Raw genomic sequence first — 15,614 nt, 5'->3', positions numbered from 1 at the left:
GAATGAAATTCAGTCCCGGCAGGCTCATTTTGCTAACCTCGGGCGGGGGCCAAAGTCAATTCCCGTGTTCATCCACCGAATACGCTTTGGTTTGACTGCACCAGATCAATTTACTTTTTTTGTTATTTTTTGCAAAAACCGCCCGTTTCCGCTGCCTGTTATTTGGCGGAATTCCGTCCTATTTCCAAAATAGGCTTTGACCTTTTTTACAATTTTGCTTATCAAGCCCTCTGCGTTGCCGGGCCTCGATTCCCGGCCCGCCCATCTAGAAAATCACCCTCATGGAGGCATGACAAAACCATGGCTGCAACCAATCCCGTCCAACCCGACGTGCTGGCCGATATCGAGGCGCGCACCCCCGAATCCCTGCACCCCGTTCTCGAAGCCGCATTCAAGTACCGCAAGCAGCTCATCGCCGCGGTCTGCGTCATCCTGGTCGTGACCGCCGCCTACGCGGGCTTCAAGGCCTACAATTCAAGCACGACCGCCACCGCCCAGGAAAAGCTCGGCGACATCCTGGTTTCCGCCACCGGGGCCGACCGGCTGGCCAAACTTGAAGCCATGCTCGGCGACGTCCCGTCCTCGGTCCGGCCCGCCGTGACCCTTGAGGCTGCCCAGACCGCCATGACCATGGGCGAGTACGCCAAAGCCGAAGGCTACTGGAACGACCTGATCGGCCTGACCGACGGCGAGATGAAGTTCGTCGCCCGCCTCGGCAAGGCCAAGGCCATGACCCTGGCCGGACACGGCGCCGACGCCCTCAAGGAAATGAAGGCACTGGCCCAGGAAGCCTCCGAGGCATACACGGTGCCGGTCTACCGTCAGCTCGCGCTGGCTGCCGAAGCCGCCGGCGACAAGGCCGAGGCTCTGGCCGCCTACAAGAAGCTGGACAGCGAGAAGATCGGCGACAAGCCCTTCATCGAGTACAAAATTTCCCAGCTGGAAAACGAATAACCAATCTTCAATCAAAAAAGAGGCCGAACGCGAAGACGTCCGGCCGCAGGAGAGGCAAAATGGCAAATCCGCTCTTGGGTGACACCCCCGGCGACACCCATCTGCTCCTCGGCAACGAAGCCATCGTGCGCGGCGCCGTTGAAGCGGGCATCCAGGTGGTGACCTGCTACCCCGGTACCCCCTCCAGCGAAGTGCCCGACACGCTCTACCGCATTTCGCCCGACGGCAACTACTACTTCGAGTACTCGGTCAACGAGAAGGTCGCCCTGGAGGTCGCGGGCGGCGCTACTCTGGGCGGCGCCATGTCCATGTGCACCATGAAGCACGTGGGCGTAAACGTGGCCGCCGACCCGCTCATGACCCTGTGCTACGTCGGCGCGCCCGGCGGCCTGATGCTTCTGTCCGCCGACGATCCCGGCTGTCACTCCAGCCAGAACGAGCAGGACAACCGCATCTACGCCCGGCTGGGCGGTATGCCCGTGCTGGAGCCCGCCTCGGCCCAGGAGGCCAAGGACATGGCCCGCGACGGCCTGCGCATTTCCAAGAAGCACGGCGCGCCGCTGCTGCTGCGCACCACCACCCGCGTGAACCATCTGCGCGGCCCGGTCGAATTCGGCCCGGCTCCGGCCCCGGCCAAGCCCGAGGGCTTCAAGCGCAACCCGTCTCATTTCGTACCCATCCCGGCCTTTTCCCGGCCCATGCACATCCGCCTCATGGAACGCATGGAAGCCCTGCGCGAAGAGGCCGAGAACTCCCCGTACAACACCGTGACCGGCACCGGCGGCTTCGGCATCGTCTGCTCCGGCATCAGCCGAGCCTACGTGGCCGACGCCCTGGAGAACTCCGGCCTGACCGACAAGGTCAAGGTTCTGGAACTCGGCTTCACCAACCCCCTGCCCGAACGCCTGTGCCTCGACTTCCTCAAGTCCGTGAACACGGTCCTGGTGGTCGAGGAGCTGGAGCCGGTCCTGGAGAACGATCTCCGCGTCCTGGCCCAGCAGAATGGCCTGTCCATCGAGATCAAGGGCAAGGAAGTGCTGCCCCGCAACGGCGAATTCAACGTCACCATGGTGGAGAACGTCATCCGCGAGGGGCTCGGCGAAACGCCGGTGCCAACCTGCGAATGCTCCCTGCCCGATCTGCCCGGCCGTCCGCCGAACCTCTGCGCGGGCTGCCCGCACCGCGGCACCTACTACGCCGCCCGCAAGGTCTTCGGCGACGACGCGGTCTACTCCTCGGACATCGGCTGTTACACCCTCGGCCTGCTGCCTCCGTTGCAGACCGCCGATTTTCTGCTGTGCATGGGTTCCTCCATCTCGGCGGGCGGCGGACTGGCCAAGGCGTCCGGCCAGACGGTGGTCTCCTTCATCGGCGACTCCACCTTCTTCCACTCCGGCCTGACCGGCGTGGCCAATGCCGTCTTCAACTCCCATGACGTGCTCATCGTCATCCTGGACAACCGGACCACGGCCATGACCGGCCACCAGCCGAACCCCGGCGTGGACCGGACCGTTCTCGGCGACAACGACCATCCGCTGGACATCGAGTCCGCAGTGCGAGGCCTGGGCGTCGCCGAGGTACGCACGGTCAATCCGTTCAACCAGAAGAAGACCATGGCCGCCATGGAAGAACTCAAGGAAATGTCCGGCGTGCGCGTGCTTATCGCCAAGGAGCCTTGCCCGCTCTTCACCCGCCGGGTCTACAAGAAGGTCGCTCCGCAGGTGGCCTATGTGTCCGAATCCTGCACCGGCCGTTTCGACTGTCTGGACAAGCTGGCGTGCCCGGCCATGTACAAGGAAGGCGGCAAGGCCGCGGTCAACCCCATCCTGTGCAACGGCTGCATGCTCTGCCTCCAGGTCTGCGGACACATCAAAGCCAAGAAGAGAGGCAGCTAATCATGCCCGATACCAAGAAAATCCGCATATTCATGACCGGCGTGGGCGGCCAGGGCACCCTGACCGCAACCACCCTGCTGGCGAAGACCGTCCTCAGCCAGGGACTGACCGTGACCTCCGGCGAGATTCACGGCATGGCCCAGCGCGGCGGCGTGGTCGAATCCACCGTCCTCATCGGGTGCAAGTCGCCCAAGATCGGGCACGGCGAAGCCGACATCCTGCTCGGGTTCGAGCCCATGGAAACCATGCGCGCCCTGCCCTATCTGCGTCAGGGCGGCCTGGTGGTCTCGTCCACCGAGTTCATGCCGCCCCTGTCCGTTGCCATGGGCAAGCAGGACTGCCCGACCATCGACGACATCAAAAAAGCCGTTCAGGCCTGCACAAGCAAAGCGTACTTCATGGCCAACCAGTCCATCGGCCTCGAAGCGGGCGCGGTGCAGTCCGGAAACATCGCCATGCTCGGCGCGCTTTGCGCGGCCGGTGAACTGCCCTTCGGACCCGAGGCCCTGGAGGCCGCCATCAAGGCCAACCTCCCGGCAAAGCTTCAGGCCGTGAACCTCAAAGCGCTGGAGCTCGGCGTCAAAGCGCTAACAGCTTAGAGAATACAAATGGCAACCTACACGCAGGACCACTCCGATCTCGGCTATCTGCACACGCTGAAGACCATTCAGGAATCCTTGAGGCAGGAACAAACCCTTGAGGAAGCGCTCAACTCGCTCCTGAAGACTCTGGCCCTGGACATGGAATACGTCCGGGCGTTCATGGTCATCATGGACCCCAAGACCGAAAATCTGAAGCTCTCGCTGACCTACAGCCCCGCGCAGTCCGACGACGTCACATACTCGCCGGGCCGGGGCATCATCGGCCGGGTCTTCAATTCCGGGCAGTCCATCAGCGTGCCTCGCATGTCCGATGATCCCGAGTTCCTGAACAAGGCGTTCGGCCGCAGCGAAGAGGAGCTGAGGAAACTCGGCTTCATCTGCGTCCCGGTCATCAACGTCCGCTCGGACGAGTCCGAAGTCATCGGCGCGCTGTCCGTGGACGTGCCCCTCATCCCGGCTGACGACATGGCCGCCCACCGCGACTTCCTTGAAGTGGTGGCGGGCATCATCGCCGGTCACGTGGCGCAGTTGCAGGAGGAGATGGCCACCCAGAACCACCTGCTCTCCCAGGGACTTATGGCGGGCGGCGCGGAAGCGACCCCGCCCAAGGACTTCGTGGCCGCCTCCAAGGCCATGCGGCTGGTATTGCGCCAGTCCGCACAGGTGGCCCCGAGCCGTGCCACAGCGCTGCTGCGCGGCGAATCCGGCACAGGCAAGGAGCTGCTGGCCGAGGCCATCCATCAGGCCAGCCCGCGCGCGGACAAGCCGCTCATCAAGCTCAACTGCGCGGCCCTGCCGTCAGAGCTCATCGAGTCCGAGCTGTTCGGCCACCAGAAAGGCGCCTTCACCGGAGCCTTTCAGACCAAACGCGGCCTGTTCGAGGTTGCCGACCAGGGCACGTTGTTCCTGGACGAAATAGGCGAGTTGTCCATGGACGCCCAGGCCAAAGTGCTTAGGGCCATCCAGGAAAAGGAGATTCAGCGGGTCGGCAGCGAGCAGACCATCACAGTGGATGTGCGCCTCATCTGTGCCACCCACCAGCCGCTGGAGGAGTTGCTGGAAAAAGGCCAGTTCCGCGAGGACCTGTACTACCGCATCAACGTCTTCCCCATCTTCATTCCGCCCCTCAAGGAGCGGCGGGAGGACATCCTTCCCCTGGCGGAACACTTCCTGGCCGATTTCACCGACGAATACGGCAAGGAGGTCAAACGCATCTCCACGCCCGCCATCGAGCTGCTGGTCATGTACCACTGGCCAGGCAACGTGCGCGAGCTGAAGAACTGCATGGAGCGCGCGGTCCTGCTCTGCGAGGAGCAGGTCATCCGCACCTACCACCTGCCGCCCACCCTTCAGTCGGCGGAAAGCTCGGCCACGGGCACCAACCTCTCCTTCGGCGAGGCCGTGGCCAAGTTCGAGCAGGAGCTGCTCGTCGATTCGCTGAAGAAGACCGGCGGCAACATGCTGCAATCCGCCCGCGACCTGCGCGTGTCCTATCGGATCGTCAACTACAAGGTGAAGAAGTACAACATCGACGTGAAGAAGTACTCGCAGTCCAAAAAGAAGGCCAAGAAAAAGCTCGAAATGTAATTCGATTCGAACGCAATAAAAAAAGGCGGCCCGGACTATCCGGGCCGCCTTTTTCATGTTCGTCTGAAAGGCTCTATTTGAAGGAACGGGAGAACAGATCCTCAAGGGCCTTCTTGCCGTTTTCCTCCAGGAAGCGGGTGCCGGTGCCGGTAAAATGACCGGCGGTGACGACCGGGGCCTTGGCCTCGACCCAGGCGCCGTGCTCCCACTTGGACCAGGCGTCCTTGGCCTGATCGAAAACGTACAGCTCCTTGTTGCAGATCTTGGCGAACTCGGCTCCCCAGCCGGTGCCGCCCTTGACCGTGCCGTCATCCAGAATGGTTCCGATAACGAAAATCTGCTGGCTGGAATCCACCTGCCACATGATGGTCTGCAGAACCTTGCGCATCTTCTCGGCGTTGGTGAACTTGCGGTTCAGGAGCTTGGAAACGTAGGTCAGGCTGACGTCCTTCTGGGTCAGTTCCTCATCGGTCAGAACGCGCACGCCGCGGGTGCGCTCGATGCGGTGGCCTTCAAAGGTGTAGTTCACTTCGGACAGGCCGTAATACTCGGCGAGCTTGCCGAACTGGTTCTCGGCACCCTGGGCGCCGCCGCTGAAAAGAGTGTAGTTCTGGTTAGGCATGGTCTCTCCTTAATGTGATTGAATGCGAAATTCGTTCGCGGCCGACGGCCTGACACGCCCACTATGCACATCCTGTCGCCACGAAGCAATGCCACTGCCCCAAAACAAGCCAAAAATCCATCTTTTTCTGGCAAAAATAATGGTTCCCATTGGCCCAGTCCGCTCATTGCATCCACCATACGCCATTGACTTGCCGGGAATTATACCTAGTCTATTTCGATAATGGCTACTAATATCCATTACGGAGACAATCATGCAGCGCAAGTTCGCATTCATAATTCTGATCGGGGTCCTGGGCCTGCAACTCGGCTTCGGACCGACCCCATCCTTTTCATCGGAGGAAGTGAAAATGGCTGATAACGGCAGATTGAAACAAGAAACGGCCACCCTGGCCGGCGGGTGCTTCTGGTGCATCGAATCCGACATGGCGAAATTGCCCGGCGTGATAAAGGCCGTTTCGGGCTATGCAGGCGGCGTGGAGGCCACCCCTTCCTATGAACAGGTGGCAAGCGGTCTTACCAGCCACCGCGAGTCGGTGCAGGTCACTTTCGACCCGTCGCGGATCAGCTACAGCCAGGTCCTCGACCACTACTGGCGGCATTTCGACCCCACCGACGACGGCGGCTCGTTCGGCGACCGGGGGTTCCAATACACCTCGGCCATCTTCTATCACAACGAGGAACAAAGGGAGATCGCCGAAGCCTCCAAACAGGCTCTCGACGCGTCCGGCCGGTTTGACAGCCCCGTGGTCACGCCCGTCATCGAGTTCACCACTTTCTATCCGGCCGAAGGCTACCACCAGGGATATTCCGGCCTCAACCCGGTGCGCTACAAGACCTACCGCCGCTTTTCCGGCCGCGACAGGTTCGTGAGCGAGCACTGGGGCGACGAGGCCGACGACGTCATCGAGGCGGCCCGCCGCACCGCGCCCGAACCTCCGGCCTCCGACGACACATTCACCAAGCCCGGCGACGCCGAGCTCAAGCGGACCCTGACGCCCCTCCAGTACCAGGTCACCCAACATGAGGGCACGGAAGCGCCCTTTGACAACAAATACTGGGACAACCACGAGGACGGCATCTACGTGGATGTGGTCAGTGGCGAGCCGCTCTTCTCAAGCACGGACAAATACGATTCCGGCACGGGCTGGCCGAGCTTCACCAAGCCGCTGGTCCCGGAGAACCTCGTGGAAAAGGTGGACCGTCGTCTTTTCCAGCCCCGCACCGAGGTGCGCAGCAAGGCCGCCGACTCCCATCTGGGCCACGTCTTCCCGGACGGTCCGCTGCCCACGGGCCAACGCTATTGCATGAACTCCGCCGCCCTGCGCTTTATCCCCAAGGATAAAATGGAAGCCGAGGGGTATGGTGAATTCCTGTATCTGTTTGACTAGCCACGCATTTCGCGAAACGCAAAGGAGCCGTTCCAAATGGGGCGGCTCTTTTTTTGACTGCGGAGAGGAGGAGGAAATCAAGATTTGAAGTCCGCTGCGCGGCAATTGTCGAATGACTTCGCCTCCGGCGGGGAAGGGTTCGCACCCTTCCATCCCATTTTGCGCCTTCGGCTTCATAAATTTCCAACTACATATAGTCCTATATATTTTTCAAACTATATGCTACCCATAATGTCCAATAGAAAGCGATGTGATTTCTCCATTAAGTCAAATAAAATCATTTCATCAAAAAAACAGAGATTCAAGGGCACACATTATGGAAATAGTACCACCTAGCATAACTAAGGAAGTCAAAAATTTCTGTTCCGAAATATCATCTGAGAGGCCTTTTTTTATTAAAATACAAAAAGAAAAACATGCCCTCATTGATGAATGCTTCTTAAATGTTCAAAAAAAAAATTGAACAAAATGGTGGAAGTACAATATATGGATGGAAAATATGGATAATGCCAAAAATTTTTATTGAAGCTGAATTCCATGCAATTTGGCAATCTGAAACAGGCGATTATGTCGATATCACGCCTAATAGAGATGGAGAAAATGAAATTTATTTCTACCTGACACCAAAAAAGTTTACAAGAATAGACAAGAAAACAACATAAGGAAAAATATATCAAATAATAGGCTCGTTGATGATTATATATTAATTATCGACGCGTTTTATAACATCACAAATTATGGAGAGACATCATTTCGACCAATTAGAGAATTCTCTGGCAAAGAAGCAGAAATTATTGACTGGCTATTGATGTGGAAAAACGAGCTTGAAATTTCTGTCAAGAATGGTTGTGGTCCTGGTAGTCCTTGTCCTTGCGGTTCCGGATTAAAGTACAAAAAATGTCATGCAAAACGAATACGCAAAAAAGCTACAACTATAATTCAAAATTATAACGTCGACAGTCAATTCTCATAGAAAGCAGAGGGCCGCCCTTTCGGACGGCCCTCTGCTTTTCTATCGCAAATAATCCCTATGCCTTGAACACCCTCGGCGCGCCGCCGGTGTCTTCCACTCGGAAGCCTGCCGCCGCGACTTTGTCGCGCAACTGGTCGGACAGCGCGAAATCCTTGGCGTCCCGGGCCTTCTGGCGGTCGGCGACCATGCCCTGGACCTCGACGGGGAGGTCGGAGAGGGGAACGGGCATCTGGGCGGGGTCGAGGATGGCGAGGATGGCGTCGACGGCCTTAAGCTCGTCGAGGCAGATCGCGGCCGCCGCGCCGGTAAGCTCGTCGCTCGCGGTCCAGTGATTGACCTGTTTGACAAACTTGAACAGGGCGGGCCAGAACGTATGGAGCTTGAGGCCGTCGTCCATGGCCGTCTTGAAGGCCGCCTTGAGATCGAATACCGCCTGATTCACATCGCTGGGCACCGTGTCGCCACGCGCGCCGAGAGCGAGCGTCAGGGCTGCCGCGCCCTCCTGAATGCGGCGCCAGTTGCGCGCCCACATGGAAAGGTTGTCGTCGGACGCGCACAGCGGCTTGCGGGTTGACACGGACAGCAGCCAGAGCCGGGCCGCGCGGTAGCCGCCAAGCTTTTCGGCCACGGTCGCCAGGGTCTCGCCCTCGCCTTCCGAAGTCTGCTGGCAGGCCATCCACGCCTGGACCTCGCGACCGGCCGTGGACCAGATGGCCCGCAGGTTCTCCAAGTGCGGAAAGCGGTGCTTGTCCGAGCCGATCATCACATCCGTGCGCTCGGCCTCGTCCAGGGCCATGGCCGCGTGTTGCAGAAACCAACTCGGACGCACGTTGCCCCACTGGGTCTCCAGCACCTCGCCGCGCTTCAGGTCCATGAGCGAGGCCCGCTTGAGCAGCGTGAAGTCGAGGGGATTGTCCTTGACGTAGGCGTCCAGGTCCACGGTGCGACCGCCGGACACCTTGTCCATGTCCACGGTGCCGATCTCGCCGTACCGCTTGTCGCGAAACACGTCGAAATAGACGGACCGCAGCTTCTCGTAGGCCAGCCCCTTGCCCAGGAGCTTCCGGCACAAATTCAAAGCGGTCTCGTTGCTCGCCGAGGACAGGGGAAATCTCAGGGAGTCCGACAGCCCCATGGCCCGGCCGCGCTCCAGAATAGCCTCGCGGCGCGCCTCGGCAAGAGAGGCGCGGTCGGTGCCCTCCTCGCGGGCGGCGACAAGGGTCCGGTCGTCCATGTCGGTCAACCCGGCCACGCCGACAGCCTCCACGCCCCGCCCGGCCAGATGCCTGATGAACACATCGAGCAACGCCAGCCTGCGCCAGGAATCCAGGCCGTCCGGGTTGTCCAGGCTCGGCCCCATGGTGTACGCGCCCAGCCCGTTGCCGGTATTGAGCATCTTGTCGGCGTTGGACGCCATGTCGAAAATCGTCACCCCGCTGCCGGACCGCCGACGGTAGAGGTGGGTGGACAGATATCGCTCGCCCGAGTCCGGGAAGATGACCACGATGAGCCCCTTGTCCAGCCGTTCCGCCAACTGCAAGGCGCCGCCGAGAGCCGCGCCCGAGCTCATGCCCGCGAAGATGCCCTCCTCGCGCGCCAGCCTGCGGCAGTTCTCGAAGGCGACCTCGTCCTCGACGTGCAGAACCTCATCCAGCGCGTTCTTGTCGTAGATGCCCGGCGGGTAGGATTCGAGCATGTTCTTGAGGCCCTGAATCTTGTGGCCCGCATAAGGCTCCACGGCGGCCACGTAGACGTCGCCCATCTCGTGCAGCCGTTTCGCGATACCCATGGCCGTGCCCGAGGTGCCAAGCGTCATGACGCAGTGCGTCACCGCGCCGCCGGTCTGATTCCAGATCTCAAGCCCGGTGCCCATGTAGTGCGCCCGTATGGAAGCCAGGTTGTTGTACTGATCCATGAGCACGTACTTGTCCGGCTCCTCGCGGGCATAGCGGTAGGCCTGCTCGATGGCCCCGTCGGTGGCCAGATGGCCGGGGGTCAACTCCAGCTCCGCGCCATAGGCGGCCATGATCATCTTGCGCTCTTCGCTCGCCGTCTCGGGCATTATCAGCTTGATGCGATAGCCCTTGATGGCCGCGACCATGGCCAGCCCCACGCCGGTATTGCCGGAGGTGGCCTCGATAATGATCTTGTCGCCGGTCAGCTCGCCCGACTTCTCCGCCGCCTCGATCATGGCAGCGGCCACGCGATCCTTGATGGAACCGCCGGGATTGCGGCTCTCGATCTTGGCCAAAATCCTGACGTTCGGATTGGGATTGAGGCGGCGTATCTCCACCAGCGGTGTGTCGCCGATCAGTTCGAGCAGGTTCTTGTTCATCGCAGCGCCCTGAAATCATGTGGTTTGGATTGGAAATCGATGTCCGCACCCTAGGTCAAAAACAAGCATGACGCAACTGGCATACAATCTGCATTTTCTCCTCGTCACCGTCCATTTTTTGAGCATGAGAGGCCGTGCCATGAATCCGTACCCGTTTCTGAAAGACAACATCGAATACCTGCAACGCACCGGAAATCCCATTTTCCAGTGGCTTTCCTCCCGTCCCTTCGATGAAGACAAACTGCGAAACAGCCTGTTCATCAACGAATTCGGCCTGCTCGACTGGCGTATGGAAAGCGGCAAGGGAATACTCGAATCACTCCCCCCGCAAGGATTGTACGGCAATTGGACGACGCCCGAGAAGGCGACGACCTCGGCCACCTTCGTCGTCGGCTCCAACCTGGGGTACGGCGTGAATCACGTGCTCGCCAACACACCGGACACGCACAAGGTCATGCTCCTCGAACCTCGGCCGGAAATGCTCCTGGCCTGCCTGGGGCAGACCGACTACCGCCCTTTCTTCGAGCGCAAGAAGCTCCACGTGATGATTCCGGACGAACGGTTCCTGTCCGAAGTGGTCCGCAACCTGGATCTGCAATTCGTCTACGGCAGCATCCATCTCAAGAGCGACATCCCCAGCCGCCAGCTCGGGCCGGAATACGCCCGCTGGTCCACCTGGCTGAAGAACAAGCTTGAGAATTTCTCCCTGGAGCTGTCCACCCTGCGCCATCGCCAGGACGTCATGGTCCGCAACGAGATCGACAACTTCGCCAAGGCCATGCGCGACGGCAGCCTCAAGCCCATGGAAGGCCGGGGCGCGGGCGTGGGCGCAGTCATCCTCGGCGCAGGGCCTTCCTTGGAAACCATGGCTCCTCTGCTCAAGGAAAAGATGGGGCATGTGCTCTACACCTGCGCCCTGCAAACCATCCCGTCCCTCCAGACGCTCGGCATCAAGCCGCACCTGTGCGCAGCCATCGACTACGACGGGTCCATGCTCAAGGTGTTCGAGAGGCTGGACCCGGACTTCGTCCAGGACGTGCCGCTCATCTATTCCACGAAAATCGATCCCATGATCCTCAAGCGGTACCCCGGCCCTACCCTGCCCCTGTGGACCGTGGGCGGCGTGGGCACCTACGTCCTCAAGGAACGCGACCTGGTCCTGGACGCTGGCGGCAATGTCTCCGTCACCCTGTCGCGCTTCCTGCGCTATTGCGGCGTCTCCCATCTGCTCCTGGCCGGGCAGGACTACGCCTGGATCAACGGCCGGTCCCACTCGGGCGGCCACCACAACCACACCACCAGTATGCGCCTGCGCTCCTGGCACCAAACCACCAGGAACATGAGTGGTGAGGAAATCCTGACCACGGTGCAGTACATGACCGCCAAACGCGAACTGGAGGACGACCTCAAACAATCCGGTTTCCCGGTCTACAATCTTTACGGCGGCGGCGTTCCCATCGAGGGAACCAAGGTCGTGGACGTGGAGACGGCCTATTCGCAAGGCGTTCTGGCCTCGGCCCCGGGCGCGGTGGAACGGTTCCTGGGCGATCTCCGCGCCTGTGAACACAACGCGCCGCCCCTGCGAATGGACCCGCGCTCGCCCATGTGGACCTCCTCCCTGCACAACATGGAAAAGCACCTCGCCAAGCTCTTCAAGAACCTCAAGGCGAACCAGAAGAGCGTGCACGAAGCGCTGAACCGAATGGAGCTGTTCATCAAACAGGACCCGCTCTACGCTCCGTATCTGTTCAACGAGATCGTGGACCTTGCCGGACTGACCCGGGCCAAGTTCGCCTACGAAGCCAAGGACCTGGGCGAATTCAAGCGCATCAGCAAAAACGTCCTCAAGAAGGTCCGCGAGATCGACCGCAAGGTCTGCCTGCCCCCGAACGAACAGGCCGTGGCCTGATCCGGGCGTGGCGCACCCAACTTCCCGCGAACACGGATGAATCGACCGCCGCAACCGGCGCTTGTCATTGCGGCGGTTCCATGGAATAGTCCCCCGCCATGGACGAGAACAAACCCTTTCTGACCGAGGACGGCACCCTGGTCATCCCCTTTGAATGCTCGGACAACGCCGACAAGTACTGGAAACAGGAAGGCAAGGCCCTGACCGATATTCTCAAGGAACTGAACGCGAGCCCCGAAATCTGGGCCCGCTACACCCACGAACCATACCCATCCGACGGAGACGGCGAGTCCTAGGGACGCGCCCGGCCCGGCTTGCCTGGGCTCCCCCGATGGCTTATAAACCCGCATGAGCTGTACTCCCCTGAAGCATTGGGCGCTCTACTCCGCGCCGCTCCTGATTATCCTGGCCGTCATCTGGGCCGGGTTCGCGAACGAAAGCGACGTGGCCCTGTTCTTCAAGGACCACCGCGCCGCCCATGCCGGGCTCGCCGCGTTCATGCGGCTCGTCACCAATTGGTGCAACCCCGTCTTCTACGTATTTTACGCGGCAATGCTCTTCTTCGCCTGGAGATCGGGCGACCGCGAAAAGCTCCGCTTCGTGCTCGTCCTGCTCGTGGTGCAGGGACTGGTCGCCGGACTGGCCGTGCACTTCACCAAATACGTCATCGGCAGGCCCCGCCCCGGCGAAGGCCATTGGTACGCACCCCTTTCCGGCCGATACGCCCAAGTATCCCTGCCCTCGGGGCACACCACTGAAATAACCGGCTGGACCCTGCCGCTGGCCCTGCGTTCGTCGCGCACGGCGGTCTCTGTCCTGCTCGGTCTGTTCGTCGGCCTGGCCGGATTCTCCCGCATCTATCTCGGCTGGCACCATCCCACCGACGTCTTCTTCGGCTGGCTGCTCGGCAGCGTGGGCGGTTTCGCCGCCGTAATCATCGCCGAATCCTCGCTTTTCAGGAGATCATGACATGAGCGCGCTTCGCACCATCTGGACCCGACTTGAAAATCACCCCTGGCTGACCATGACCCTGGCCGTGCTGGCCCAAACCTGGTTCGCCCTGAACAACCGCGCCCTGTGGTTCTCCGACGAAGTCCGCTACGCCGACGCCTACAACAACCTGGCCCTCAATGGAAAGTGGATGGTCCTGGCCCTCAACGGCCAGGCGTACCCGGACAAGCCGCCGGTCTATTTCTGGTTCCTCTGGCTGCTCGACAAGCTGACCCCGTTCAATACGCCAGAGGTCTTCTTCCTGGGCGCGGCCCTGTCCGGCCTCTTCTTCCTGTTCGCCGCCTACGCCCTGGCCCGGATGCTGAAATTCGACAAGACCACTTCCCTGGCGTCCACCCTGATTCTGCTGTCCTCCTTCATGGTCGCCGCCCTGCTGCACTACTCGCGCATGGACCTGCTGTTCGCGGCCCTGATTATCCTGAGCCACGCCGTCTTCTACCGCGCGTACACCGGCAAGAACGAAGGCTGGTGGCCGGTCGTGGGCTTTGCCCTGGCCGGAGCGGCCACCCTGGTCAAGGGCCCGCTCGGCTTCCTGTTCCCGCTGGTCAACATTTCCCTGTTCCTGCTCTTCAAGGGCGAGGCCCGACGCCTGCTCTCGCGGCGCACGGCCCTCGGCGTCCTGGTCATGCTCGGCATGATCGCCGCATGGGTGGCGGGCGTGGTGCTGGCCGAAGGCCCGGCCTTCCTCATCAACACCGTACTCGGCAAGCAGATTCTCGAAAGGGCCACGCACACCTTCCATCACCGTGAACCGTTCTGGTGGTATTTCGCGGCGTTCCCGCTGGCCTGGATGCCCTGGACCCTGGCCCTGTTTACCGCTCCGGTGAAACGGCTCTTCTCCCTCTCTTTCTGGGGAACCCTGTGGGGCGGACGGCGGCAGGCGGGCCCCAAGACCCTGCTCTGGATCATGTTCGCGGTCACATTCGCCTTTCTTTCGAGCCTGAGCGGCAAGGTGTTCATCTACGTCCTGCCCATGTTCCCGCCGCTGGCCATCCTCATCGCCGACGACCTGCGGACCATGAGTGCGGCCCGGGCCGCCAGACTCTGGACGCTGGTGGGCGGCCTGTGGATCGTGCTCGGCTCGGTCCTGCTCCTGGCGGGCGACCTCATCCCCATCCCGGTGCCCGTGCGCGGCATGGGCATCTGCGCCGGAACGCTCATTCTCGGCGGCGCGGCCATCCTCTCCATGCGCGCCAAGGGATTCCGCGCCGCGCTCGCGACCTGCGCGCTGGCCATGATCCTGTGGATATATCCGGTAGGTCTGCTTGCCGCCCCCTCCCTGAACGACGCCATGAGCCCCCGCCGCCAGGCCCTGATCCTGCGGGACTACATAGAGCACGGCTACGCGCCCTTCTCGGCCCGGGTCTACTCGGGCATCTACTCCTACTACGCGGGGCACGACTACCCGGAGTACGACAACTACGACAAACTCGTCGAGGAACTGGGCAGGCACGACAAGGCCATCCTGGCCATCCGCGCGACCCACTGGGACGACATCAAAGAACGGCTGCCCGAATTCCACATAATCGACCGTCAATCCATCGCGGGGCTGATTCATATCCTGGCCATCAAGGGATGATTGCTGCGATTGTGTTAGACAACCTCTAGATATTCGACTATACTTTAGGGTCAATGCTGCCCGAAATCACATACAAGGCGGCTTTGGCCGTCCTCCTTTCCGCGCTCCTCGCCGGGTGCGCGCTCTACCCCGCCGTGCAAGTGGCCGGAGGCGCCATGACCGGCTACGACGCCGCGGTCATGGCCAACGAGTACCTGCCGCGCGACAATATTGACGGCGGGAGCCTGCACATAGTCCGCGACGTCCAGGTCGAACGCAGGCTGCGCGAGCGGCTTGAGCTGAACGGCATCCATATCTCCGCACACGTCTTCGAGGGCAGAGCCTATCTCGTTGGCCAGATGCAAAGCCGCAATCAGGCGAATTACGCCATCCGCACGGCGGCCACCGTGGAAGGCGTCAAAATCATCACCTGCAAATTCTACCCGGCGGCTCCGTCAAGAACGGCCGCCCGAGACGCGGCCCGAGACGAGCTACTGCTCAAGGAGCTGCGCGGCCGACTGGCCGAAACCAGGCGGCTTGAGGGGGCCGATCTCCGCGTGGAGGTTATCCGCAGTCACGCCGTGCTCATCGGCAACGCCAAGGACTACCATCAAAAAACCGCCGCCCTGGCCATCGCCTCCGAGGTCAACGGACTCTCAGGCGTGGTGGACTACATCACGGTCCCCGCGCCCGCCGAGCAGCCCACCCCCGACAAGAACTCCGTGGCCGGGAAATAGCACGGGAAACGCCCTGACCGAAGGCGCCGTCCGGCCGAATG

14 protein-coding genes are annotated in these 15,614 nt (G+C 61.1%); 12 read left to right on the top strand and 2 right to left on the bottom strand.

The window, feature by feature from the left end; genetic code table 11:
* Positions 1–300 precede the first annotated feature (300 nt).
* The 4 genes from LF599_RS05255 to LF599_RS05240 are packed head-to-tail and all read left to right on the top strand — an operon-like array spanning position 301 to position 5,038.
* Positions 301–954, top strand: a complete 654-nt coding sequence (locus LF599_RS05255; protein ID WP_279522552.1) for a YfgM family protein — start codon at positions 301–303, stop codon at positions 952–954.
* Positions 955–1,013: 59 nt separating this feature from the next.
* Positions 1,014–2,849 (top strand): indolepyruvate ferredoxin oxidoreductase subunit alpha, encoded by a 1,836-nt coding sequence (iorA, locus tag LF599_RS05250; protein ID WP_279522551.1) that lies wholly within the window; start codon positions 1,014–1,016, stop codon positions 2,847–2,849.
* 2 nt (positions 2,850–2,851) lie between these two features.
* Entirely contained in the window at positions 2,852–3,448 is a 597-nt protein-coding gene (locus LF599_RS05245) for an indolepyruvate oxidoreductase subunit beta (RefSeq protein ID WP_269941831.1), read from the top strand.
* Positions 3,449–3,457: 9 nt separating this feature from the next.
* Positions 3,458–5,038, top strand: coding sequence for a sigma-54-dependent Fis family transcriptional regulator (locus tag LF599_RS05240; protein ID WP_279522550.1), 1,581 nt, complete (start codon positions 3,458–3,460; stop codon positions 5,036–5,038).
* Positions 5,039–5,111: 73 nt separating this feature from the next.
* Here LF599_RS05240 and LF599_RS05235 read toward each other — a convergent pair whose 3' ends face one another.
* Complete coding sequence (locus LF599_RS05235) at positions 5,112–5,660, bottom strand: hypothetical protein (RefSeq protein WP_279522549.1); 549 nt, start codon at positions 5,658–5,660, stop codon at positions 5,112–5,114.
* Positions 5,661–5,913: 253 nt separating this feature from the next.
* Between LF599_RS05235 and msrB the strand changes: the two genes are divergently transcribed.
* From msrB to LF599_RS18280, 3 genes are all read left to right on the top strand, one after another.
* Entirely contained in the window at positions 5,914–7,050 is a 1,137-nt protein-coding gene (gene msrB, locus LF599_RS05230; RefSeq protein ID WP_279522548.1) for a peptide-methionine (R)-S-oxide reductase MsrB, read from the top strand.
* Between the two features lie 443 nt (positions 7,051–7,493).
* Complete coding sequence (locus LF599_RS05225; RefSeq protein WP_279522547.1) at positions 7,494–7,712, top strand: hypothetical protein; 219 nt, start codon at positions 7,494–7,496, stop codon at positions 7,710–7,712.
* A gap of 146 nt (positions 7,713–7,858) precedes the next feature.
* The gene (locus tag LF599_RS18280; protein WP_404823734.1) at positions 7,859–8,023 is read left to right on the top strand and encodes an SEC-C metal-binding domain-containing protein; all 165 of its coding nucleotides are present in this window, start codon (positions 7,859–7,861) and stop codon (positions 8,021–8,023) included.
* Positions 8,024–8,078: 55 nt separating this feature from the next.
* Here LF599_RS18280 and LF599_RS05220 read toward each other — a convergent pair whose 3' ends face one another.
* Positions 8,079–10,358, bottom strand: coding sequence for a cysteine synthase (locus LF599_RS05220; protein ID WP_279522546.1), 2,280 nt, complete (start codon positions 10,356–10,358; stop codon positions 8,079–8,081).
* A gap of 67 nt (positions 10,359–10,425) precedes the next feature.
* Between LF599_RS05220 and LF599_RS05215 the strand changes: the two genes are divergently transcribed.
* The 5 genes from LF599_RS05215 to LF599_RS05195 all read left to right on the top strand — a co-directional run bounded on the left by LF599_RS05215 (position 10,426) and on the right by LF599_RS05195 (position 15,573).
* Complete coding sequence (locus tag LF599_RS05215) at positions 10,426–12,267, top strand: motility associated factor glycosyltransferase family protein (protein WP_319023433.1); 1,842 nt, start codon at positions 10,426–10,428, stop codon at positions 12,265–12,267.
* Between the two features lie 98 nt (positions 12,268–12,365).
* On the top strand, positions 12,366–12,563 hold the full coding sequence (locus LF599_RS05210; protein WP_269941463.1) for a hypothetical protein: 198 nt from the start codon (positions 12,366–12,368) through the stop codon (positions 12,561–12,563).
* 52 nt (positions 12,564–12,615) lie between these two features.
* Positions 12,616–13,236, top strand: a complete 621-nt coding sequence (locus tag LF599_RS05205) for a phosphatase PAP2 family protein (protein ID WP_269941464.1) — start codon at positions 12,616–12,618, stop codon at positions 13,234–13,236.
* Position 13,237: 1 nt separating this feature from the next.
* Entirely contained in the window at positions 13,238–14,857 is a 1,620-nt protein-coding gene (locus LF599_RS05200; RefSeq protein ID WP_279522545.1) for a glycosyltransferase family 39 protein, read from the top strand.
* Between the two features lie 53 nt (positions 14,858–14,910).
* Complete coding sequence (locus LF599_RS05195; RefSeq protein WP_279522544.1) at positions 14,911–15,573, top strand: BON domain-containing protein; 663 nt, start codon at positions 14,911–14,913, stop codon at positions 15,571–15,573.
* The last annotated feature ends 41 nt before the right edge of the window (positions 15,574–15,614 follow it).

Origin of the sequence: Pseudodesulfovibrio thermohalotolerans, from assembly GCF_021353295.2 — a bacterium.
GTDB lineage: Bacteria > Desulfobacterota > Desulfovibrionia > Desulfovibrionales > Desulfovibrionaceae > Pseudodesulfovibrio > Pseudodesulfovibrio thermohalotolerans.
The sequence above is the reverse complement of the archived record's forward strand: the minus strand, read 5'-3'. Positions and strand labels throughout refer to the sequence as shown.